Origin of the sequence: Pseudomonas fluorescens (genome assembly GCF_018614655.1) — a bacterium.
Taxonomy (GTDB): Bacteria; Pseudomonadota; Gammaproteobacteria; order Pseudomonadales; family Pseudomonadaceae; genus Aquipseudomonas; species Aquipseudomonas fluorescens_BX.
On the sequence record NZ_JAGGOG010000002.1, the window covers coordinates 214,267 to 235,276 of the forward strand.

Sequence of the window (21,010 nt, forward strand, 5' to 3'; positions counted from 1 at the left end):
GCAAGCCCGCTCCCACATGGGTTTGTAGCAATTTGGGGGATGTCTTTTAGCCATCCCACCACCACTCGGCACCTAACTTGCCCGCGAGCCCGAATTGGGCGTTTTTTTTGCAGCGTGGGCCGGGCATACTAGGCCGTCCCTTTCCCTGGTGTCGCCCGCCTCTATGCTTCGCGCCTTGATTACCCTCGCTCTTGTCTGCCTGCTCCAACCGGCTTTTGCCGATGAGCGCGCACAAACCCAACAACAGCTGGACGCTACGCGTCAGGACATTACTGAGCTGAAGAAACTGCTCGGCAAGCTCCAGGAAGAGAAATCCGGAGTGCAGAAAGATCTGCGCGGCACGGAAACCGAAATGGGCAAGCTGGAGAAGCAGGTCCAGGAGCTACAAAAAGAATTAAAGAAGAGCGAGTCGGAACTGGAGCGACTCGACGGTGAGAAAAAAAAACTCCAGAGCGCACGGGTTGAACAGCAACGTCTGATCGCGATCCAGGCCCGCGCCGCCTACCAGAACGGCCGCCAGGAATATCTCAAGCTGCTGCTCAACCAGCAGAATCCGGAAAAATTCGCCCGCACCCTCACGTATTACGACTACCTGAGCAAGGCTCGCCTGGAGCAATTGAAAAGCTTCAACGAGACCCTGCGCCAGTTGGCCAATGTCGAACAGGAAATTGCCAACCAGCAATCGCAGTTGCTGGACCAGAAAAGCAGCCTCGACGCCCAGCGCGATGAGCTGGACAAGGTCCGCAAGGAGCGCCAGCAGGCGCTGGCCAAGCTCAACAGCGACGTGAAGGCCCGTGACGCCAAGCTGCAGGCTCGCGAGCAGGACCAGGCCGACCTGGGCAAAGTGCTGAAAACCATCGAGGAAACCCTGGCTCGCCAGGCCCGCGAAGCCGAACAAGCGCGACAAAAAGCGCTGCTCGCCCAGCAGGAAGCGGAAAAAAAGCGCCAGCGTGAAGCTGAGTCCCTCGCCACCGACGCCCCGCGCAAACCGGTGCATGCGGCACCCGGCCCACTGGTTTCCAGCGCTGGCGTGTCCTACGGCGGACCTTTTGCGTCATCCCGGGGCAAACTTCCATGGCCCGTTGATGGTCGATTGCTTGCACGCTTTGGTGAAACCCGTGGCGACGACACCCGCACCAAGTGGGATGGCGTGATGATCAGCGCCGCCGCCGGCAGCCAGGTGCATGCCGTTCACGGTGGTCGCGTGGTGTTTGCCGATTGGTTGCGGGGCGCCGGATTGCTGGTGATTCTTGACCACGGCAATGGCTATTTGAGCCTTTACGGCCACAATCAGACTTTGCTCAAAGCGGCAGGTGATGTTGTAAAAGCCGGTGAATCCATCTCCACTGTCGGTAGCAGTGGCGGTCAGGACACCCCAGCGCTGTACTTCGCTATTCGTCAGCAGGGCCGCCCGAGCGACCCGGCACAATGGTGTCGCACCCAAGGATAAGGGTCGTACCTAAATTAGGAGTTCGTTCGACATGCTGCATTTGTCCCGCCTCACTTCGCTGGCCCTGACGATCGCCCTGGTGATCGGCGCGCCTTTGGCATTCGCCGACCAGACCGCTCAGTCAGCCGTTGCAGCGACCACCAAGGCGCCGCTACCCCTGGACGAGTTGCGCACCTTTGCCGAGGTCATGGACCGGATCAAGGCAGCCTATGTCGAACCTGTGGACGACAAGACCCTGTTGGAAAATGCCATCAAGGGCATGCTCAGCAACCTCGACCCGCACTCCGCCTACCTGGGCCCGGAAGATTTCGCCGAGCTGCAGGAAAGTACCAGCGGTGAATTCGGTGGCCTGGGGATTGAAGTAGGTTCCGAAGACGGCATGATCAAAGTGGTCTCGCCAATCGACGACACTCCTGCCTCCAAGGCCGGAATCCAGGCCGGCGACCTGATCGTCAAGATCAACGGCCAGCCGACCCGTGGCCAGACCATGACCGAAGCCGTGGACAAGATGCGCGGCAAGATCGGCCAGAAAATCACCCTGACCCTGGTACGCGACGGCGGAGCGCCGTTTGACGTGACCCTGGCGCGGGCGACCATTACGGTCAAGAGCGTGAAGAGCCAGTTGCTGGAATCGGGTTACGGCTACATCCGTATCACCCAGTTCCAGGTCAAGACCGGCGACGAAGTGGCCAAGGCCCTGGCGAAACTGCGCAAGGACAATGGCAAGAAGCTCAGCGGTATCGTCCTCGACCTGCGCAACAACCCAGGCGGCGTATTGCAGGCGGCGGTGGAAGTGGTCGATCACTTCATCACCAAGGGCCTGATCGTCTACACCAAGGGCCGTATCGCCAACTCCGAGTTGCGCTTCTCGGCCACCGGTAACGACCTCAGCGAAGGCGTGCCGATGGTTGTGCTGATCAACGGCGGTAGCGCCTCGGCATCGGAAATTGTCGCCGGTGCGCTGCAGGATCAGAAACGTGGCGTGCTGATGGGCACCACCAGCTTCGGCAAAGGCTCGGTGCAAACCGTGCTGCCGCTGAACAACGAGCGGGCACTGAAGATCACCACGGCGTTGTACTACACGCCGAATGGTCGCTCGATCCAGGCCCAGGGCATCATTCCGGACATTGAAGTGCGCAGGGCCAAGATCACCAACGAGCAGGACAGCGAGTACTTCAAGGAAGCCGACCTGCAAGGTCACTTGGGCAATGGCAACGGCGGCGCCGACAAGCCTACCGGCAGCAGCCCGAAAGCCAAGTCGATGCCTCAGGACGACGATTATCAGTTGGCCCAGGCACTGAGCCTGCTCAAGGGCTTGAGCATTACGCGCAGCCGTTGATATGCGTTGTGGACTGATCATCACGTTGCTGTGCTGTCTGGCGGGAGCTGCCCAAGGCGCTCCTGCCAGCGTCGACCCTGCGCCCCGCAAGGCCTACCTGACCCTGATCATCGACGACCTCGGCCAGAACCTGGCGCGGGACCGTCGGGTGCTGGCCCTGCCCGGCCCGGTCACTATGGCAATCATGCCCGACACGCCCCACGCCGCAGAATTCGCCCGCGAGGCGCATCGCGCCGGCAAGATCGTCATCCTGCACATGCCCATGGACCCGGCCACCGGCCCGTTCGCCTGGCATCCCGAGCTGTCCATCGAAGAACTCGGAAAACGCCTGGACGCCGCGTTCAAGGCCGTACCGTACACCGCCGGCATCAACAACCACATGGGCAGTCGCATGACTGCGCAGCCTGAGGCCATGGCCTGGCTGATGGGCGAGCTGCAACGTCGGCACAAGTTCTTCGTCGACAGCCGCACCAGCGCCAAGACCGTAGCTGCTGCCGAGGCGCAGAAGATCAGCCTGGCCAGTGTTTCGCGGGATGTATTTCTCGATGACGAGCGCACCGAGGCGGCGATAACCACACAACTGCAGACCGCCATCAAGCTGGCCCACAAGCAGGGCTCGGCGGTGATGATCGGCCATCCTTATCCACAGACCCTGGCGGTATTGGAACGCGAACTGCCCAAGCTCAAGGCCCAGGGCATCGAGTGGATTGATATCAAGCTGATGATCAGCGTGCGCAGCAACCAGGCCATGGCTGGGCACGGGAAGAATGGGGTTTACCGCTGAGGGATTGACTGTGGCGAGCGGGCTTGCCCGCGTTGGGCTGCGCAGCAGCCCCCAAACCTGACACAGGGTTCTGGCTGAAGAAACTCAGTGATTTTACTGGGGCTGCTGCGCAGCCCAACGCGGGGCAAGCCCGCTCGCCACAAAAGCCCGTCCGAAGTACGGAGCGCTATAGATAGCGCGCCATGATCTCATCCACCACACCGTCCTTGCGTAGCTGATCAAGCGCAGCCTGCAACTTGGCCACCACTTCGTCCGGCACGTCCTTGTTCAGCGCCAGATACAGCTCGGCGCTATTGAACCGCAGCACCGTCTTAAGACCCGTCACCCCGACTTGCCGCGCCAGGTAGCGCCCGGCTGGATCCCCCGTCGCCCAGAGGTCGATCTGGCCATCCACGAGCTTTTGCGCATTGTCCTGGTCACGCAACACGACCACCGGCTTGAGTCCTTGCTTCTCCAGGGTCTCAGCAATGGCATCGCCCTTGTAGGCGCCAATCTTGTAGCGGCGGGCCTGCTCAAGCTCGCTCAACTGGATCTTGCTATCCGCCTTGGCCAACAGCACCCAATCATCCGGACCGATAGGCCCCACCCACTTGAACAGCGCTTCACGGTCCGGCAGGCGAGCCATCACAAACACGCCGTAGCCATGTTTTTCCAGGGCGAGTTTGTAGATTCGCTCCCAAGGGAACCGCAAGGTGAGGTTGTAGGAAATGCCGGCACGCTTGAAGGTTTCGCGGACGATGTCCACGGCGATGCCTTCGATGTTCTCGTCCATGGCGAAATTCTTGCCATTTTTCGCCATGTTGTAGGGCGGAAAGTTTTCCGTCAGCAACACCAATGAGGTGTCAGCCGGGTCGGCAGCATCGGCCGAGCCCACCAACAAAATGGAAGAACTGGCGAGGGCAAGAAGCAAGTCTTTGAACATGAAAAGTTACCGAAATCCATGGCAGGCCCAAGAGTGCCGCGAGCCTGTCATGGTGTCCAGTGACGTTTAGCGTACGACGATTCCGCGCGCGGCCATGTAGGCCTTGGCCTCGGGAACGGTGTATTCGCCGAAGTGGAAAATGCTCGCCGCCAGTACCGCGCTGGCATGACCTTCGATTACGCCATCGGCCAGATGCTGCAGGTTGCCGACGCCGCCGGAGGCGATCACCGGGATGCCCAAAGCGTCGCTGATCGCGCGAGTCACGCCCAGGTCGAAGCCGTTTTTCATACCGTCCTGGTCCATGCTGGTCAGCAGGATTTCACCGGCACCCAGGCCTTCCATCTTCATCGCCCATTCCACCGCATCCAGCCCGGTAGGTTTGCGCCCGCCGTGGGTGAAGATCTCCCAGCGCGGGGTTTCGCCCGGGCCCGAGACCTTCTTGGCGTCGATGGCGACGACGATGCACTGCGAGCCGAAGTGCTGCGCAGCTTCGCCGACAAACTCGGGGTTGAACACGGCGGCAGTGTTGATCGAGACCTTGTCCGCGCCCGCGTTAAGCAGGTTGCGAATGTCTTGCACGGTGCGCACGCCACCGCCGACGGTCAGCGGGATAAACACCTGACTGGCCATGCGTTCGACGGTATGCAATGTGGTGTCGCGGCCGTCGACGCTGGCGGTGATGTCGAGAAAGGTAATCTCGTCAGCGCCCTGCTCGTCGTAGCGACGGGCGATTTCCACCGGGTCGCCGGCGTCACGGATGTTCTCGAACTTGACGCCCTTGACCACTCGACCGTTGTCGACGTCCAGGCAAGGGATGATGCGTTTGGCCAGCGCCATGGTCAGTCCTCAGCCTTTGTAGGCATCGCAGTAAGCCTGGGCTTCGGCGACGTCCAAAGTACCTTCGTAGATCGCCCGACCCGTGATGGCGCCGATGATCCCGGGCGCCCTGGCGTCCAGCAGCGACTTGATGTCGCCCAGGTTGTGGATACCGCCGGAGGCGATCACCGGGATTTTGGTAGCAGCGGCCAGTGCAGTGGTGAACGGCACGTTGCAGCCCTGCATCATGCCGTCTTTGGCGATGTCGGTATAAACGATGGCAGACACACCATCAGCTTCAAACTGCTTGGCCAGGTCGATCACCTGCACGGTACTGATTTCAGCCCAGCCGTCGGTGGCAACAAAACCGTCCTTGGCATCCAGGCCGACAATCACTTTGCCCGGAAAGGCGCGGCAAGCTTCGGCGACGAAGGCTGGATCTTTCACAGCCTTGGTACCGATGATCACGTAGCTCACGCCCGCTTTCACATAGTGTTCGATGGTTTCCAGGGAGCGGATACCGCCACCGATCTGGATCGGCAGGTTCGGATAACGCTTGGCGATGGCCGTCACTACTTCGCCGTTGACCGGCTGGCCTTCGAACGCACCGTTCAAGTCCACCAGATGCAGACGACGGCAACCGCCTTCCACCCACTTGGCAGCCATGCTCACCGGGTCATCGGAGAACACCGTGGAGTCTTCCATGCGGCCCTGGCGCAGGCGTACGCAAGCGCCGTCCTTGAGATCGATAGCGGGAATAATCAGCATCTGGCAAACCTTATTCGATATTCAGCATTGCTCGAAAAATCAGGGTTTCTCGAGCGCCCACAAGTCGCTTTCGATGCTTTCGAACCTTTCTTTAAGGTGCGTCTGCACATCGAAAACCGCCCTGTTGTAATAGTGCGGAGCAATTTCAGTAGTGAACAGCTCGAGAATTTCTGCAACCTCGAACGAGCCGAGTTTGAGCTCGAAGCGGTCCTCCATGAAACGCTTGATCTTGTCCGTAGCCTCACTCTCCTGTTGGGGAGTGAGGTTCAAGATCGGCGGCTTGACCTTCTTGGCCATTACCGGCGCCCGTCCCAGGCGGCGAAGTTCTGCAGCAATTGCAGGCCATGGGTATGGCTCTTTTCCGGGTGGAACTGCACGGCAAAGCGCGAACCGTCGGCCAGGGCAGCGGCGAAGTCGACGCCGTAGTGCCCGCCACCCACCACCTGGCCCGGATTACCGGCGGCGATGTAGTAGCTGTGGACGAAGTAGAAACGCGCCAGGTCCGGGACGTCGTGCCATAGCGGGTGATCCACCGTCTGGCGCACTTCGTTCCAGCCCATATGCGGGACTTTCAGGTGTTCGCCGTCTTCGTGCAGGTCCTTGCCGAAGAACTTCACTTCGCCAGGGAACAGGCCGATGCAGTCGACGCCGTCGTTCTCTTCACTGCTGTCGAGCAAGGCTTGCATGCCCACGCAGATGCCGAGGAACGGACGGTCCTGGCTGACTTCGCGCACCAGGCTGTCAAAGCCCAGGCGGCGAATTTCGGCCATGCAATCGCGAATCGCGCCAACACCGGGAAAAACCACCCGGTCGGCTTCGCGAATCACGTCGGCATCGCTGGTGATCAGCACCTTGCCGGCACCTACGTGCTCGAGGGCCTTGGCCACCGAGTGCAGGTTACCCATGCCGTAATCGATAACCGCGACCGTCTGCATTACAGGACGCCCTTGGTCGACGGCATTTGCCCGGCCATGCGGTCATCCAGCTCCACGGCCATGCGCAGGGCGCGACCGAAAGCCTTGAACACGGTTTCGATCTGGTGGTGGGTGTTGGTGCCACGCAGGTTGTCGATGTGCAGGCTGACAAGTGCGTGGTTGACGAAGCCCTGGAAGAATTCCTGGAACAAGTCGACATCGAAGCCGCCCACGGTGGCGCGGGTGTACGGCACGTGCATCTGCAGGCCTGGGCGGCCCGAGAAGTCGATGACCACACGCGACAGCGCTTCATCCAGCGGAACATAGGCATGGCCGTAGCGGCGGATGCCTTTTTTGTCACCGATGGCTTTGGCGAAAGCCTGACCCAAGGTGATACCGACATCCTCCACGGTGTGGTGGTCGTCGATATGCAGGTCGCCCTTGCTGACGATATCCAGGTCGATCAGCCCGTGACGGGCGATCTGGTCCAGCATGTGCTCAAGAAAAGGAACACCGATATCAAATCGGGCCTTTCCGGTGCCATCCAGGTTGATCGAGGCTTTGATCTGGGTTTCCAGAGTGTCGCGCTCGACGGACGCCTTACGTTCGGCCATCACCAGCTCCGCAAATCATTGGGCGAAAAAGGCAGCCATTATAGGGGCGCGGGCGCTAAACAGAAACATCGGAGGGGATAAGACTGATGGAGTGTCGGGGATAGACATGTCAGTACAAGTGTGGGAGCAGCTTTGTGTGGGAGCGGGCTTGCTCGCGAAAGCGGTGTGTCAGCCAATACATGTGCTGACTGATCCATCGCATTCGCGAGCAAGCCCGCTCCCACACAAGCTCGCTCCCACAAGGGTTACGCGGTGTTAGTGGAACAGTACAGTCGTCTTCTGCAAGGTTACCCACACACCCCACGCCAACGGAATACCGACCGCCAACCAGGCAGCAACTGCCAATGGCACGCTCCCGGAAGAGGCTTTCCATTCCAGGACAGTGCTGGAATCGGCGCCTTTGTCGTGGCCCAGCGCCTGTTCGGCCGCCAGTTCTGCGTCGGTCATGAAGTACTTGTCTGCCACCGGCCGTACCAGCAAGTTGCAGAGAAAGCCCAGCACCAGGAGGCCGGCGAGGATGTACAAGGTGATGTCGTAGGCTGCGGCGCGTTCAACGCCAATACTCAGCTGATATTCTCGAAGGTAGTTCACCAGTACCGGACCGAGTACGCCCGCAGCGGCCCATGCCGTCAGCAGACGACCATGGATCGCGCCGACCATTTGCGTACCGAACAGGTCTGCCAGGTAAGCCGGCACCGTCGCAAAACCACCGCCGTACATCGACAGGATGATGCAGAACGCCGCCACGAACAGCGCCACGTTGCCCAGGTGACCCAGGTTCGGGATCAGCGCATACAGGGCAAAGCCCAGGGCGAAGAACACGAAGTAGGTGTTTTTACGGCCCAGGTAGTCGGAAAACGACGCCCAGAAGAACCGCCCACCAATGTTGAACAGGCTCAGCAGACCAGTGAAACCGGCAGCAATCGCGGCAATGGAGGCTAATTGACCGGCATCCAACTGACCGAACGCCAGGTCATTACCCAACAATTTGCCGCCAAACACTTCCTGCAGCAGCGGAGAAGCCATGCCGAGGATGCCGATACCGGCAGAAACGTTCAGGCACAGCACCAACCATACGAGGCGAAACTGTGGGGTTTTCCAGGCCACGTTCACGTGCACGTGACGGTGGGTGATCATCGCATTGCTGGCTTTTTTCGCCGGTGCGGTCCAGCCCTCAGGCTTCCAGCCGGTCGGCGGGACGCGGTAGGACAAGGCGCCACCGATCATGAATACGAAGTAGATCGCCGCCATCACCAGGAAGCTCTGCCACACACCGACACTGGTCGGCGAAGCAAAGTGGCCCATCAACGCGGCTGCCAACGGAGCACCTACCATCGCGCCGCCACCGAAGCCCATGATCGCCATGCCGGTCGCCATGCCGCGCTTGTCCGGGAACCACTTGATCAGCGTCGAGACGGGCGAGATATACCCCAGACCCAGGCCGATACCGCCAATGACACCGGAACCGATCCACATCAACCAGATCTGGTGGGTATAGATCCCCAGCGCCGAGATCAGAAGGCCACCACACCAGCACAGTGCCGACACAACGCCCGCCTTGCGGGGCCCGGCATGTTCCAGCCAACCGCCCCAGATCGCTGCCGAGCAGCCCAGGAAGATGAAGAACAGCGTGTAGATCCAGCCCAGCATGGAGATGGGCCAGTCGCATTGGGACGAGAAGACTTGAGCGATAAAGCTCATGTCCGGCGCGCAAGCCACGGGAGCTGTAACGCCCAGAGCCTTGGACAGTGGCAGCCAGAACACCGAGAAGCCATAGGCCATGCCGATGCACAGGTGGATGGCCAGGGCGGCCGGCGGTACCAGCCAGCGGTTGAAGCCAGGCTTGGCGATGATGCGCTCCTTGGACAGGAACGCAGGCTGTGCGGCAGTATAATCGGCCGCAGTGCTAGTGCTCATTGGTGTTTCCCCCAGTTATTAGTATGTGTCCGTCAGGCACTCTCTCCCTCGGCCTTGCACGCAAAGCGTGGCCGTTTTATTGAGTAAAGCTCCCTTTTGGCGCGACGTTTAGTCGCAGAAGGCGGACGAACGTGCAGAGATTAGCATTTGTGGATGACAGAAAAACCAAACTGATATCACCTTTTTCGGGATATCTGCTTTGTTTGACACCATGTAACGATCCATAAACAGCCGCACGTCCACGGGCGTTATACTCTTTGGCTAATTTTTGAAATCGACATACAAGGACTCGCCCATGAAAGCGTTCGGCAAAATCCTGGGTCTGGTACTTCTCGGGCTGTTGCTGATCATTGTGGCTCTAGGCTTTGCCCTGACCCATCTCTTCGATCCCAACGACTATAAAAACGAGATCCGCCAGATAGCCCGCGACAAGGCCCACATCGAGCTGACGCTCAACGGCGACATCGGCTGGAGCCTGTTCCCCTGGCTGGGCCTTGAGCTGCATGAAGCCAGTGTGGCGACCCTGACCAACCCGACCCGACCGTTCGCCGACTTGCAGATGCTCGGCCTGTCAGTGCGAGTACTGCCGCTGCTACGCCGCGAAGTGCAGATGAGCGATGTGCGTGTCGAGGGCCTGAACCTGCGCCTTAACAAGGACGCGCAGGGTCATGGCAACTGGGAAGACATCGGCAAGAACGTACCTGTCGCAGGTACAACCACCGATGCGCCCGCCGCCACTGAACCTGCCACGCCGGCCCAGGCTGAAAAACCGCCCCAGCCGATCCGCCTGGACATCGACAGCCTGACCATCAACAACGCCCGCGTCGAATACAACGACGAGCAGACGGGCAAACAGTTCAGCGCCGAAAGCATCCAATTGAGCGCCGGCGCTGTGCACGACGGTGCCAGCATCCCGGTGAAGCTCACCGCATTCTTCGGCACCAACCAGCCGGTCATGCGCGTCAAGACCGAGCTCAACGGCAATTTGCGCATTCAGCGCGCCCTCAAGCGCTACCAGCTCGAAGACATGAAAGTTTCCGGTGAAGCCACCGGCGAGCCGCTGCAAGGCAAGACCGTGACGTTCGCCACCCAGGGCCAGTTGCTGGTGGACCTGTCGGCCAACATTGCCGAATGGACGGGCCTGAAACTCTCGGCCAACCAACTGCGCGCCCTGGGCGAACTGAAGGTCAATGACCTGAACAAGACTCCGCAAATCAGCGGTGCCCTGTCGATCGCCCAGTTCGACCTGGCCAAGTTCCTCGACAGCGTCGGCCACACCCTGCCGGCCATGGCGCCGGGTAGCCTGAGCAAGGTCGAGCTGGTCAGCCGCCTCACAGGCACGCCCACCAGCCTCGCCCTGGAAGACCTCAACCTGAAGCTCGACGGCAGCACCTTCACCGGTCGTGTCGCCGTGGACGATTTCGCCAAGCAATCCCTGCGCCTGCAGCTCAAGGCAGACACTTTCAACGCTGACAACTACCTGCCGGCCAAGTCTGAAGCGGCCAACAGTGCCGCCGTCGCCCGCCAGGCCGAAGTCCAGAGCAGCGAAGCCGGCGCCATGGCCCCCGGTGGCAACTCGCCGCTGCCGGACGCCCCGACCAAAGGCGCCTGGAGCACCGACAAGCTGTTGCCGCTGACACGCCTGCGCACCCTGGACGTGAATGCTGACCTGGCCTTCGATCAACTGACGCTGAGCAAGCTGCCCATCCAGAACGCCGCGCTGAAAGCGTCCGGCCTGGACGGCCAACTCAAACTCGATACCTTGAGCGGCGGCCTCTACAACGGCACCTTCCAGGCCAACGGCAGCCTCGACGTGCGCCAGGATATCCCGGTGCTGGCCCTGCAAACCCACATCAAGCAAGTACCGACAGAGCGCATCCTGCAAGCCCAGGGGAAAAACCCGCCGATCAAAGGCCTGGCCACCCTCGACAGCAACGTGAGCGGCCGTGGCAACAGCCAGAAAGCCCTGATCGACAGCCTCAACGGTACCGCCAGCTTCGTGATCACCGACGGTGTGCTGCTCAATGCCAACATTGAACAGCAGTTGTGCACCGGCATCGCCCTGCTCAACCGCAAGACCCTCAGCAGCGAGCCTCGAGGCAAGGACACACCGTTCCAGGAACTCAAGGGCAACCTGACCTTCCGAAACGGCGTGGCCAGCAATCCAGACCTGAAAGTGCGCATCCCGGGCCTGAGCGTCAACGGCAACGGTGACGTCGACCTGCGGGTACTGGGCATGGACTACCGCGTCGGCATCGTCGTCGAAGGCGATAAACGCGATATGCCGGACCCGGCCTGCCAGGTGGGCTCGAACTTCCAGGGCATCGAAGTGCCCTTGCGCTGCCGTGGCCCGCTGGAACTGGGCGCCAAGGCTTGCCGCCTGGACAAGGACGGCCTGAGCCAGGTCGCCCTCAAGGCGGCGGGCAACAAGATCAGCGAAAAACTTGAAGAGAAGCTCGACAAGGTCAATCCGCAATTGAAAGACGCACTCAAAGGTCTATTCAAACGATGAGAGCCGAGCAATTTTCAACGGCGGTGCTGGATTGGTACGACCGTCACGGCCGCCACGACCTGCCCTGGCAGCAGGGCATCACGCCGTACCGGGTGTGGGTTTCGGAAATCATGTTGCAGCAGACCCAGGTCAGCACCGTGCTGAATTACTTCGACCGTTTCATGGCCTCCTTGCCAACGGTCGAAGCCCTGGCCGCCGCACCGGAAGACGAAGTGCTGCACCTGTGGACCGGGCTGGGTTACTACACCCGCGCCCGCAACCTGCAAAAGACCGCGAAAATCGTCGTTGCTCAATACGCTGGCGAATTTCCTCAGGATGTCGAGAAGCTCATTGAGCTGCCGGGTATTGGCCTGTCCACCGCAGGCGCGATTGCCAGCCTGAGCATGGGGCTGCGGGCACCGATCCTTGATGGCAACGTCAAGCGGGTGCTGGCGCGCTTTACCGCCCAGGAAGGCTATCCGGGCGAACCCAAGGTCGCCAAACAGCTGTGGGCCACCGCCGAGCGCTTCACGCCACAGACCCGCGTCAACGCCTACACCCAGGCGATGATGGACATGGGCGCCACCCTCTGCACCCGCAGCAAGCCCAGTTGCCTGCTTTGCCCGCTGGAAAAAGGCTGCGAAGCCCACATGCTGGGCCTGGAGACACGCTACCCGATTCCCAAGCCACGCAAGACCGTCCCGCAGAAGCGCACGCTTATGCCGCTGCTGGCCAACGGCGAGGGCGCGATTCTGCTTTACCGTCGCCCTTCCACAGGTTTGTGGGGCGGCCTGTGGAGCTTGCCGGAGCTGGATGACCTGAGCGACCTGGAGCATCTGGCCAACCAGCACTCGCTGGAACTGGGCAAGCAGCAGGAACTGCCAAGCCTGATCCACACCTTCAGCCACTTCCAATTGGCTATCGAGCCCTGGCTGGTTCAGGTCCAGGAATCCGCCCATCACGTGGCCGAGGCCGACTGGCTCTGGTATAACCTCGCCACCCCGCCGCGCCTGGGCCTTGCCGCCCCGGTGAAAAAACTGCTGAAGCGCGCGGCCGATGTATTGAACGCAGGAGTTTCGTCATGACCCGCACCATCATGTGCCGCAAATACCACGAAGAATTGCCCGCCCTGGAGCGCCCCCCGTTCCCGGGTGCCAAGGGTCAGGATATTTTCGATAACGTCTCTGCCCAGGCCTGGGCCGACTGGCAAAAACACCAGACCCTATTGATCAACGAAAAGCGCCTGAACATGATGAACGCCGAAGACCGCAAATATCTTCAGGGCGAGATGGACAAGTTCTTTTCCGGCGAGGAATACGCCAAGGCCGACGGCTACGTGCCACCTGCTGAATAATTGATCAAAATCGGGGGTTGGAACGTAAGCGACGGTAATAATTAAATATTTTTTGAAAACTTGCTTGACGACCCCCTGAAAAACCAGTTTAATGCGCCCCGTTGCCCAGATAGCTCAGTCGGTAGAGCAGGGGATTGAAAATCCCCGTGTCGGCGGTTCGATTCCGTCTCTGGGCACCACTAATACCGAAAAACCCCAAGTGAAGATAATTCCTTGGGGTTTTTTATTGCCTGCGATTTAGTGATCCCCGGAGCACGCCTGAGGGTTATTTATCGTTAGGTTCAATCGTTTAGCTGTTACTAAACGCTCAGTTCTAAGGTAGTTATTTCATGACCCGGTACTTGTTCTGCACGCTGTTACTGCTGACGGCGTTGCTCAGCGGATGCGCCACACAAATGGACGTGGCGATCAACGCCACACCTGACCCGGACTATCGCTTTGACCGACAAGCAACGGTGCTGGTGACGTCGACAGGCGGCAGTGATGAAAACGCGCTTAATGCCCGCTACTACCTGCGCGACATGGTCAACGCCATGAAGGACCAGGGCTTCCGGGAAGTGTTTACCGACACCACCCTGCCCAAGAACCACTCGCCGATCAAAATGACCATCACCCTCGATATCGACAGCCGGCAGGTGACCTACCGCTATACCGCCACCGAGTATGGCCAGGTGGCAACCAGTACCTCCACCGAGTGCAAGAAAAACAAGAAAAAAGACGACCGGCTGACCTGCACCAGTACGCCCAACACCACCTATGGCCCGGTGGGCACCTCGGAGCGAACCGGCTACACCACCCTCACCACCTTCACGGCCACTGCCCGGGATGACGTGAGCAAGCGTGCGGTATACCTGCTTCGGGCGTCGTCCTATAACGAAGATTGCCAAGCCGCCAAGGTCGAAGCCATTCTGGTAAAGCAGGGCCTGCAGAACCTGAATTTCCAGGACCGCGTCCAGCGCAACTACACCGTGACGATGCCCGAGGGTTACCGGTGTAAATAGTGTGTGCGCCTGGATCCCTCTCCGGGCACCACTCATACCGAAAAACCCCAAGCGAAGATGATTCCTTGGGGTTTTTTATGACCAGGCATTTGGTGACGGCAGGCATACCCTCCCCCGGACATCCTTGATCTATCCTGAAACCAGTAGTGGCCGCCACTCGCGCCTCTTCGATACCAAAACGAGGGACTCCCCATGACAACCTCAAAACCCGCTCTACCCGACATCGTCTCGCCTGAACAATGGAACACCGCACTCAGCCAATTGCTGATCAAGGAAAAAGCCCTGACCCGCGCCCAGGACGCCCTGAACGCCGAGCGCCGCCGACTGCCCATGGTCAAGATCGAAAACAACTACCTCTTCGACGGCGAGACCGGCAAGGTCAGCCTGCTGGATCTGTTCGACGGCCGCCAACAACTCATCGTCTATCACTTCATGTTCGCGCCCGACTGGACCCAAGGCTGCCCGGGTTGCTCCTGGGTCGTGGAAGCGATGCCGCACCTCGCCCACCTGCATGCGCGCAATACGTCGCTGGTGCTGGTGTCCAGGGCGCCTTTGGAGAAGCTTGGAGGTTATAAGAAACGCATGGGCTGGGACCTGCCCTGGTACTCGTCTTTTGGCAGCGACTTCAATGCCGACTTCGGCGTCACCACCCGCCAGGGCGAAAAGCACGGGGTCAGCATCCTGCTGCGCGATGGCGACAGTATCTACCGCACCTATTTCACCGGAGCCCGTGGCGTCGAGCATCTGGGCAGCCACTGGACCTACCTGGACCTGACGCCCTGGGGGCGCCAGGAAACCTGGGAGGACTCGCCGAAGGGCTGGCCACAGACCGAGCCCTACAGCTGGATCCATCGCCACGACGAATACGGCGACTGATCACTTCACCAGGAAAACCAGCAGCGGATTGTCATTGAGCCGCCCATTGAACGCCGGCGCCAGATGCTCCAGTGGCGTGCCACGCAGCAACTCGGTTTCCTTGCGCGCCACGATGACCCAGGACGGACGCGGCAGCGTCTGCAACGGCGCAAGGTCGTTGTCCCTGACAAACAACGGTTTCTCGTCATGATCCAGGTTCATGATGTAGCGAATGGCCCAGGTGTCCTTGCCGAGGTTGAGAAACACCAGCGGGCCGGGGTTCTCGGCCCGCAGGGCTTCCACCGCACCAACGAAGTTCCTCGTGTCGAATTGCAGGTCCTTGGCCGGCTCCACAACCTTCACCAGCACCATCCATTGGGTCGCCAGCGCGATCAGGCTGAGCACCACCAACCGCGGCGCCATGTTGCCCCGCAGACGGCGCCAGGCAACGACCGCCGCCAGCTGCAGGACGACCAGCACAGCAATCAATGCCAGCACTGAAACGTCGGGCCAATAACCGCGCTTGTGCCATGACTGGCGCAAAACGAATATCACCACGATGCCCAGGGCAGGCAAAGCACTCACCAACCACTCATAACCGCAGCGGACCCGAAGCAGCCAGCCCTGCGCCTGAAGCAGGCCATAAGCAGCCACCGCAGCAAACATCGGGACCATGGGCAGAATGTAATAAGCGCGTTTGAAGTGCGGCACCGACAACCCCAACAGAATCATCAACCCGCAGCCAGCCAGGCGCAGCATCAGCTGCACGTCGGCGTCGTCATCACGGGCCGACCATTTGTGACGCAAGGCAATCAACGTCGCCAGCGCCAGCGGTATCACCGGGAAATAGCGGTACAGGCTCAGCTTGAAGTAGAAGTAAAACGGCTCGCCGCTTTCATCAAGGCGACCGGCCACCTGCATCTTCAGCACCTCATCGGCAAAGGCATCGCCACCACTGATCCGCGCCAGCTTCAACAGCACCCACCAACAGGCAAAGAGCAGGAGCAGGCCGATAACGCCGTGGGCAACCACCTTTTTCAGCAAGTGAATCTTGTCTTCTCGCGAACGAGCGGTACCCAACGCCCAATAAACGCAGGCAACACCACAGACCTCGATCAGCCCCAACGGCCCCCGAATGGCAAACGCCACCACGAACAAGGGAAAGATTGCGTATTGCCGCAACCGCGAGCACAAGCGCTCGCCGGTGTGCAGCAGGTAGAAACACGCCAGGCACAGCAGGGAGACCATCTGGTCCAGACACACCGAACGCGACTTCTCCAGTAACTGAGCGGTCAATGCCGTCAGCAATACCGTCAGCAACGCCCATGCCCGACCAGACGGCACCAGCAAGCGGTAGACCAGTGCCATGACGCCTGCCGAAGCCAAAGCGGTGGGCATGACATTGGCCAAGTCGTTAGGCGCACCGAACAACCGGGCAAAGAGCAGGCTGAAATAGGTCGCCGTGCCCGGATAGTCCGGGTAAGGCTCGCCGTAGGTGGTAGGAAAGAGGCTCGCGCCGTGGCGAAACATCTCCTGCATGAACACGGCCCAGCGCCCATCGAAACCTTGAGGCTGTTGATCCCAGATACCCAGCGTAAACAGGAGCAAGGCGATCAGAAAAATACCCAGCGATTCCATTCGAAAGCGATTGCGTTGATCCATTGTTTAACCTGTCAGGTGGGTGCATCAGCCAATGTTGCCGAATACACGCCTGAATAACGCCTGAACAAAATCAAACATTCATCGGGCTACCGATCTGCGGACCTCACCAGCGCCGGGATCAGACGGATGTAAATCAACTCCCCAACCAACTCCACCAGCGTCTGGGTGATGACTGCGGCGGCGGCCAGGCCACGAATGCCTTCAGGCAGCGCCAGCGCCAGGGGCAGCACCACCAAAGAGTTGCGGGTCGACGCGCTGAATGTGACCGCCCGGGCCGTCATGACCGGCAAGGCGAACAGCCGGGAAGCCAACATCCCCATCAAGGGCGCCAATAGCAGGAAGCCGATATACACCGGGATCACCGGCGCCAGCAGGTCGATATCGCGCACCACCGAGATGATCTGCGAGCCGATCACCACCAACAACACCAGCGCCATAGCCGGGACCGGCAGCCAGGCCCAGGCGTCATTCCAGGCGCTGATGACGGTTGAGCGCCGGGACAAGGACGTTGTCAGCACCGCCAGGATCAGCGGCGCAACGATCAAGAACACGAACGCCTCAATAAACGGCCCGACCGAAACAACCACGCCCGACTGCGCCCCCAGCATCAAACCCAGGTACACCGGTAACAACACCAATTGCAGCAACAACAGAATCGGCGTGGCGGCCAGCATCAACCGCGAATCGCCCTTGCCGATATGGGTAAACACCACCACGTAGTCGATGCATGGCGTGAGCAGCACCAGCAACGCGCCCATCAGAACCGCCGGATGCTCCACCAGCCCACGGGTCAGCGCCCACACCAACAGCGGGATCAAGATGAAGTTGGCCAGCAGTAACGCCGCCATAAAGCGTTTGTTGCTCAAGCCCCGGCGCAAGTCCAGAAACGGGATTTGCAGGAACATCGCGTACATCAATACTGCAATGGCCGGCGTGACCAACGCGCCCAGGCCCTGGGCCAATGAAGGCGCCAGCAGGCCCAATGCGGCGGCCAGCAGCACCGTGACGAAGTACACCGGGATTTGATTTTGCTCAAGGGTGTCGCGGGTCATGGGCTGACTCTGGTCGATCGAAAGACCGTAAGCCTATGCATCCAGGCGGCCCAGGTCGAGCCACGAAAAATCTCCGCACCCTCAGCGGGTAAAATTTGTTAGCGTCGACCTCCTATAAAACTGCGCACGGGCCTCTGAAGCCCCACCGAAAGCGCAAGGACCGAGCCCGCCCATGAACCTGCCCACCCAGCCTCAACCCGAGGCATTCAGCGAACCCGCCGCCGACGGCTACCCGATTGGCGGCTTCACCTGGCGGCATATCCGCACCGACATCGAGCGCCCGGTGGTGATCATCAACGCCGCCACGTCGGTGCGCTGCCGTCACTACTCGCGTTTTGCCGACTACCTGTTTGCCAATGGCTTCGACGTGATCACCTACGACTATCGCGGCATCGGTGAATCCCGCAGCGGCTCGCTGCGCGGGTTCAAGGCGTCCTGGTCGGACTGGGGCGTGCTGGATTTCGAAGCCATGCTGCAGCGGGTGCAGCGCGAGTTTCCCGGGCAACCGATTGACGTGGTCGGCCACAGCTTTGGCGGTTGCGCGGCTGGACTCGGGGCGTCGGGAGCGCTGATTCGACGACTGGTCACCGTGGGCGCGCAGTTTGCCTACTGGCGCGACTATGAGGCGAGCGGGCGCTGGCGGATGTTCGGCAAGTGGCACGTGATGATGCCGTTGGTAACGGCAATTTGTGGGTACTTTCCGGGCAAGCGCATGGGCTGGCTGGAGGATACGCCGGCAGGTGTAGTGCGGGACTGGAAAACACCCACGCCGACTTACGAGACGCGACCCAGCGGGCGAGCCTTGGGCGAGTTGCCGTTTGCTTGGGTAAAGGCGCAGGTATTGGCGATCAGCATTACCGATGATCCATTCGGGACAGTGGCCGCCATCGAGCGCCTGCTGAACTATTTCGTGGCCAGCGAAAGAACCCACCTGCGCATCGCGCCCGAGGATATTGGCGAAAAAGAAGTCGGGCATTTCGCGTTTTTTCGCAGCCAATATCAGGAAAGGTTGTGGCCGATTGCCTTGGCATGGTTGCAACAAGGAGAGCTCGCCACGGATACACCGGGCCGCCGGATGACGGATCGCGCATAGAAACCCTTGGGATTTCCCCACAGCTGCGCTTCAATAGCCCACCCAGATCCTGACCCAAGGACGTGAGCCCATGGCCTCGCCGAACAAGCAGCAAAAACGTGCCCACCGGGCAAAGGCCAAGGCCAAGCAGAATCGTAGCCAGCGGGCGGTTGCGCCGAAGAAGGATGCCTTTGAGGGCGATGATAGCCGTATCGATCTTGAATCGGTGGATTTGACCGAGCTGTTTGTAGAGATGCGCACCGCTGGCGAAACCAGCCAACAGGCGCTGTGTGCGGTGTTCCTCGCGCATCCGCTGCTGGCACTGGTGCTGGAGCAGGAAGGCGAAGAAGAAGCGACCGACTTTATCCTGGCGGCGCTGATCGAGTATCGGCAGTGGGCCACGGATAGCGATGATGAAGCGACGGCGCTGGCGTGGATTGAATCGCCAGAGTTTCAAGCCGACTACGTTGCGGCGTCACAGGCGCTGGCCAGCTCCGAAGACTGACACAAAACAAATGTGGGAGCCGGGCTTGTGTGGGAGCGGGCTTGCTCCATCAATTGAGCACCGCCGCTCCCACCTTCAGGGCCTTGCGCCGGCTCGCAACAACCAACCCCGCCACAATCACCAGCACGCTCAAAATCCCGGTAGCGATAATCTCCACCCGGTGCGCTTCCTGGAACAGCATGATGGTCAGCGTACCCACGATAAACACGATCACCGCATAGGTCAGGCCAGGGAACAGCCACATCTTGAAGGCAATTTTCTCCCCCGCCGCCATACGTTTCTGACGCATGCGCAGCTGCGACACGGCAATTACCAGGTACACCAGCAACGCGATAGCCCCGGAGCTGGCCAGCAGGAATTCAAATACCGCCGCCGGCGCTACGTAGTTGGCAAACACCGCCAGGAACGCTGCGCCCGTAGACATCCACACCGCCCAGTAAGGCGTGCCGCTTTTGTTGGTGCGTTTGGCCACAGCCGGTGCATCACCGCGGCGACCCAGGGAAAACAGCATGCGCGAGGCGGTGTATAGCGCCGAGTTCAGGCAACTGGTTACAGCCACCAATACCACCAGGTCGACGATCAGCTTGGCATTCGGGATGCCCATGCGATCGAGTACGGTCTGATAGGAACCGACGGCAGCCAGGCTCGGATCATTCCACGGTACCAGTGCGACCACGATGAAGATCGACACCAGGTAGAACAAGCCAATACGCCAGATCACCGAGTTGGTGGCCTTGGTGATTTGCTGGCCCGGGTTCTTCGATTCGGCAGCCGCAATGGTGACGATCTCGGTACCCATGAACGAGAACATCGTGGTCAGGATCGCCGCCAATACCGCGCCCATACCGTTGGGCAGGAAGCCTTGGGTGTCGAACAGGTGCGAGACACCGCTGACTTGGCTACCCGGCAGGAAACCGAAAATCGCCAGGAGCCCGAGGATCACAAACCCGATGATCGCGATCACCTTGATCAGCGCAAACCAGAACTCGAACTCACCGTAGTTCTTCACGCTGAACAGGTTGGTCGCCGTCAGCAGCAACGTGATGAACAGGGTAAACGCCCAGATGGCCACGTCGGGGAACCAGGCATGGAGGATGGTCGCCGCAGCGTTGGCTTCCAGGGGAATCACCAGCACCCAGAACCACCAGTACAACCAGCCGATGGTGAAACCGGCCCAGTGGCCGATCGCCCGGTCGGCATAGGTGGAGAACGAACCGGTGTCCGGCGACGCTACGGCCATCTCGGCCAGCATGCGCATCACCAACACCACCAACGTACCAGCCGCCGCGTAGGCCAACAGTACCGCCGGGCCTGCCGCAGCAATCGCGTGGCCGGAGCCGACAAACAAACCGGCACCGATGACGCCAGCAATCGACAGCATGGTGACGTGACGCGGTTTGAGCCCCTGTTCGAGGTCATTGGAGCTTTGCGTACTACTCATTGACACACCTTTGCGAGGAATTGCGAATACGGTCCACCCGGCCTGGCATCCTT

General features: G+C 60.3%; 20 protein-coding genes and 1 tRNA gene. 11 read left to right on the forward strand and 10 right to left on the reverse strand.

From position 1 onward, the window contains the following. Positions 1-163: 163 nt before the first annotated feature. The 3 genes from J7E41_RS01760 to J7E41_RS01770 are packed head-to-tail and all read left to right on the forward strand — an operon-like array spanning position 164 to position 3,573. Positions 164-1,450: a murein hydrolase activator EnvC family protein gene (locus J7E41_RS01760; RefSeq protein ID WP_214989687.1), complete on the forward strand. Its 1,287-nt coding sequence runs from the start codon at positions 164-166 to the stop codon at positions 1,448-1,450. A gap of 31 nt (positions 1,451-1,481) precedes the next feature. Beyond that, positions 1,482-2,789 carry a S41 family peptidase gene (locus tag J7E41_RS01765; RefSeq protein ID WP_214989688.1) on the forward strand — a complete coding sequence of 436 codons (1,308 nt, stop codon included), beginning with the start codon at positions 1,482-1,484 and terminating at the stop codon, positions 2,787-2,789. A 1-nt stretch (position 2,790) separates the two neighbouring features. Then, positions 2,791-3,573, forward strand: a complete 783-nt coding sequence (locus tag J7E41_RS01770; RefSeq protein ID WP_214989689.1) for a divergent polysaccharide deacetylase family protein — start codon at positions 2,791-2,793, stop codon at positions 3,571-3,573. A gap of 166 nt (positions 3,574-3,739) precedes the next feature. Here the strand turns inward: J7E41_RS01770 and J7E41_RS01775 are convergent, their stop codons facing one another. From J7E41_RS01775 to J7E41_RS01805, 7 genes are all read right to left on the reverse strand, one after another. After that, entirely contained in the window at positions 3,740-4,495 is a 756-nt protein-coding gene (locus J7E41_RS01775; RefSeq protein ID WP_214989690.1) for a substrate-binding periplasmic protein, read from the reverse strand. A gap of 66 nt (positions 4,496-4,561) precedes the next feature. Next, positions 4,562-5,332, reverse strand: a complete 771-nt coding sequence (gene hisF / locus J7E41_RS01780) for an imidazole glycerol phosphate synthase subunit HisF (protein WP_003171107.1) — start codon at positions 5,330-5,332, stop codon at positions 4,562-4,564. A gap of 9 nt (positions 5,333-5,341) precedes the next feature. Next, positions 5,342-6,079, reverse strand: a complete 738-nt coding sequence (gene hisA, locus J7E41_RS01785; RefSeq protein WP_214989691.1) for a 1-(5-phosphoribosyl)-5-[(5-phosphoribosylamino)methylideneamino]imidazole-4-carboxamide isomerase — start codon at positions 6,077-6,079, stop codon at positions 5,342-5,344. A 39-nt stretch (positions 6,080-6,118) separates the two neighbouring features. Next, the gene (locus J7E41_RS01790) at positions 6,119-6,376 is read right to left on the reverse strand and encodes a DUF2164 domain-containing protein (protein ID WP_214989692.1); all 258 of its coding nucleotides are present in this window, start codon (positions 6,374-6,376) and stop codon (positions 6,119-6,121) included. Continuing rightward, the gene (hisH, locus tag J7E41_RS01795) at positions 6,376-7,014 is read right to left on the reverse strand and encodes an imidazole glycerol phosphate synthase subunit HisH (RefSeq protein WP_214989693.1); all 639 of its coding nucleotides are present in this window, start codon (positions 7,012-7,014) and stop codon (positions 6,376-6,378) included. Before hisH ends, J7E41_RS01790 begins: the two co-directional genes overlap by 1 nt. Next, positions 7,014-7,607 carry an imidazoleglycerol-phosphate dehydratase HisB gene (hisB, locus tag J7E41_RS01800; protein ID WP_003218037.1) on the reverse strand — a complete coding sequence of 198 codons (594 nt, stop codon included), beginning with the start codon at positions 7,605-7,607 and terminating at the stop codon, positions 7,014-7,016. The genes hisH and hisB overlap by 1 nt, the downstream gene beginning before the upstream one ends. Before the next feature lie 255 nt (positions 7,608-7,862). Further along, positions 7,863-9,524, reverse strand: a complete 1,662-nt coding sequence (locus tag J7E41_RS01805; RefSeq protein WP_214989694.1) for an OFA family MFS transporter — start codon at positions 9,522-9,524, stop codon at positions 7,863-7,865. A gap of 295 nt (positions 9,525-9,819) precedes the next feature. On the opposite strand from J7E41_RS01805, the gene J7E41_RS01810 reads away from it, so the two are divergent. From J7E41_RS01810 to J7E41_RS01835, 6 genes are all read left to right on the forward strand, one after another. After that, the gene (locus J7E41_RS01810; RefSeq protein WP_214989695.1) at positions 9,820-12,036 is read left to right on the forward strand and encodes an AsmA family protein; all 2,217 of its coding nucleotides are present in this window, start codon (positions 9,820-9,822) and stop codon (positions 12,034-12,036) included. After that, complete coding sequence (gene mutY / locus J7E41_RS01815; protein ID WP_214989696.1) at positions 12,033-13,100, forward strand: A/G-specific adenine glycosylase; 1,068 nt, start codon at positions 12,033-12,035, stop codon at positions 13,098-13,100. Before J7E41_RS01810 ends, mutY begins: the two co-directional genes overlap by 4 nt. Beyond that, positions 13,097-13,369 (forward strand): oxidative damage protection protein, encoded by a 273-nt coding sequence (locus J7E41_RS01820; RefSeq protein ID WP_214989697.1) that lies wholly within the window; start codon positions 13,097-13,099, stop codon positions 13,367-13,369. The genes mutY and J7E41_RS01820 overlap by 4 nt, the downstream gene beginning before the upstream one ends. Before the next feature lie 103 nt (positions 13,370-13,472). Then, positions 13,473-13,548, forward strand: a tRNA-Phe gene (locus J7E41_RS01825). 150 nt (positions 13,549-13,698) lie between these two features. After that, entirely contained in the window at positions 13,699-14,370 is a 672-nt protein-coding gene (locus J7E41_RS01830; protein ID WP_214989698.1) for a hypothetical protein, read from the forward strand. A 192-nt stretch (positions 14,371-14,562) separates the two neighbouring features. Beyond that, the gene (locus J7E41_RS01835; RefSeq protein WP_214989699.1) at positions 14,563-15,246 is read left to right on the forward strand and encodes a DUF899 domain-containing protein; all 684 of its coding nucleotides are present in this window, start codon (positions 14,563-14,565) and stop codon (positions 15,244-15,246) included. On the opposite strand, the gene J7E41_RS01840 is transcribed toward J7E41_RS01835, so the two are convergent. Together J7E41_RS01840 and J7E41_RS01845 are read right to left on the reverse strand one after the other, a co-directional pair. Further along, positions 15,247-16,887, reverse strand: coding sequence for an ArnT family glycosyltransferase (locus J7E41_RS01840; protein WP_214989700.1), 1,641 nt, complete (start codon positions 16,885-16,887; stop codon positions 15,247-15,249). An 86-nt stretch (positions 16,888-16,973) separates the two neighbouring features. Next, entirely contained in the window at positions 16,974-17,939 is a 966-nt protein-coding gene (locus J7E41_RS01845; RefSeq protein ID WP_214989701.1) for an arsenic resistance protein, read from the reverse strand. 172 nt (positions 17,940-18,111) lie between these two features. On the opposite strand from J7E41_RS01845, the gene J7E41_RS01850 reads away from it, so the two are divergent. Together J7E41_RS01850 and J7E41_RS01855 are read left to right on the forward strand one after the other, a co-directional pair. Continuing rightward, complete coding sequence (locus J7E41_RS01850; RefSeq protein ID WP_214989702.1) at positions 18,112-19,032, forward strand: alpha/beta hydrolase family protein; 921 nt, start codon at positions 18,112-18,114, stop codon at positions 19,030-19,032. A 70-nt stretch (positions 19,033-19,102) separates the two neighbouring features. Beyond that, positions 19,103-19,516: a hypothetical protein gene (locus tag J7E41_RS01855; RefSeq protein ID WP_214989703.1), complete on the forward strand. Its 414-nt coding sequence runs from the start codon at positions 19,103-19,105 to the stop codon at positions 19,514-19,516. 49 nt (positions 19,517-19,565) lie between these two features. Here the strand turns inward: J7E41_RS01855 and gabP are convergent, their stop codons facing one another. Continuing rightward, positions 19,566-20,957 (reverse strand): GABA permease, encoded by a 1,392-nt coding sequence (gene gabP / locus J7E41_RS01860; protein WP_214989704.1) that lies wholly within the window; start codon positions 20,955-20,957, stop codon positions 19,566-19,568. Positions 20,958-21,010: the final 53 nt, after the last annotated feature.

Coding starts and splice junctions, on each gene's coding strand:
- gabP (WP_214989704.1), bottom strand. CDS start 20,957: ATGAGTAGTACGCAAAGCTCCAATGACCTCGAACAGGGGCTCAAACCG.
- J7E41_RS01770 (WP_214989689.1), top strand. CDS start 2,791: ATGCGTTGTGGACTGATCATCACGTTGCTGTGCTGTCTGGCGGGAGCT.
- J7E41_RS01855 (WP_214989703.1), top strand. CDS start 19,103: ATGGCCTCGCCGAACAAGCAGCAAAAACGTGCCCACCGGGCAAAGGCC.
- J7E41_RS01775 (WP_214989690.1), bottom strand. CDS start 4,495: ATGTTCAAAGACTTGCTTCTTGCCCTCGCCAGTTCTTCCATTTTGTTG.
- J7E41_RS01850 (WP_214989702.1), top strand. CDS start 18,112: ATGAACCTGCCCACCCAGCCTCAACCCGAGGCATTCAGCGAACCCGCC.
- J7E41_RS01820 (WP_214989697.1), top strand. CDS start 13,097: ATGACCCGCACCATCATGTGCCGCAAATACCACGAAGAATTGCCCGCC.
- J7E41_RS01830 (WP_214989698.1), top strand. CDS start 13,699: ATGACCCGGTACTTGTTCTGCACGCTGTTACTGCTGACGGCGTTGCTC.
- J7E41_RS01835 (WP_214989699.1), top strand. CDS start 14,563: ATGACAACCTCAAAACCCGCTCTACCCGACATCGTCTCGCCTGAACAA.
- hisB (WP_003218037.1), bottom strand. CDS start 7,607: ATGGCCGAACGTAAGGCGTCCGTCGAGCGCGACACTCTGGAAACCCAG.
- hisA (WP_214989691.1), bottom strand. CDS start 6,079: ATGCTGATTATTCCCGCTATCGATCTCAAGGACGGCGCTTGCGTACGC.
- J7E41_RS01845 (WP_214989701.1), bottom strand. CDS start 17,939: ATGACCCGCGACACCCTTGAGCAAAATCAAATCCCGGTGTACTTCGTC.
- hisH (WP_214989693.1), bottom strand. CDS start 7,014: ATGCAGACGGTCGCGGTTATCGATTACGGCATGGGTAACCTGCACTCG.
- J7E41_RS01790 (WP_214989692.1), bottom strand. CDS start 6,376: ATGGCCAAGAAGGTCAAGCCGCCGATCTTGAACCTCACTCCCCAACAG.
- J7E41_RS01840 (WP_214989700.1), bottom strand. CDS start 16,887: ATGGATCAACGCAATCGCTTTCGAATGGAATCGCTGGGTATTTTTCTG.
- mutY (WP_214989696.1), top strand. CDS start 12,033: ATGAGAGCCGAGCAATTTTCAACGGCGGTGCTGGATTGGTACGACCGT.
- J7E41_RS01805 (WP_214989694.1), bottom strand. CDS start 9,524: ATGAGCACTAGCACTGCGGCCGATTATACTGCCGCACAGCCTGCGTTC.
- J7E41_RS01810 (WP_214989695.1), top strand. CDS start 9,820: ATGAAAGCGTTCGGCAAAATCCTGGGTCTGGTACTTCTCGGGCTGTTG.
- J7E41_RS01765 (WP_214989688.1), top strand. CDS start 1,482: ATGCTGCATTTGTCCCGCCTCACTTCGCTGGCCCTGACGATCGCCCTG.
- J7E41_RS01760 (WP_214989687.1), top strand. CDS start 164: ATGCTTCGCGCCTTGATTACCCTCGCTCTTGTCTGCCTGCTCCAACCG.
- hisF (WP_003171107.1), bottom strand. CDS start 5,332: ATGGCGCTGGCCAAACGCATCATCCCTTGCCTGGACGTCGACAACGGT.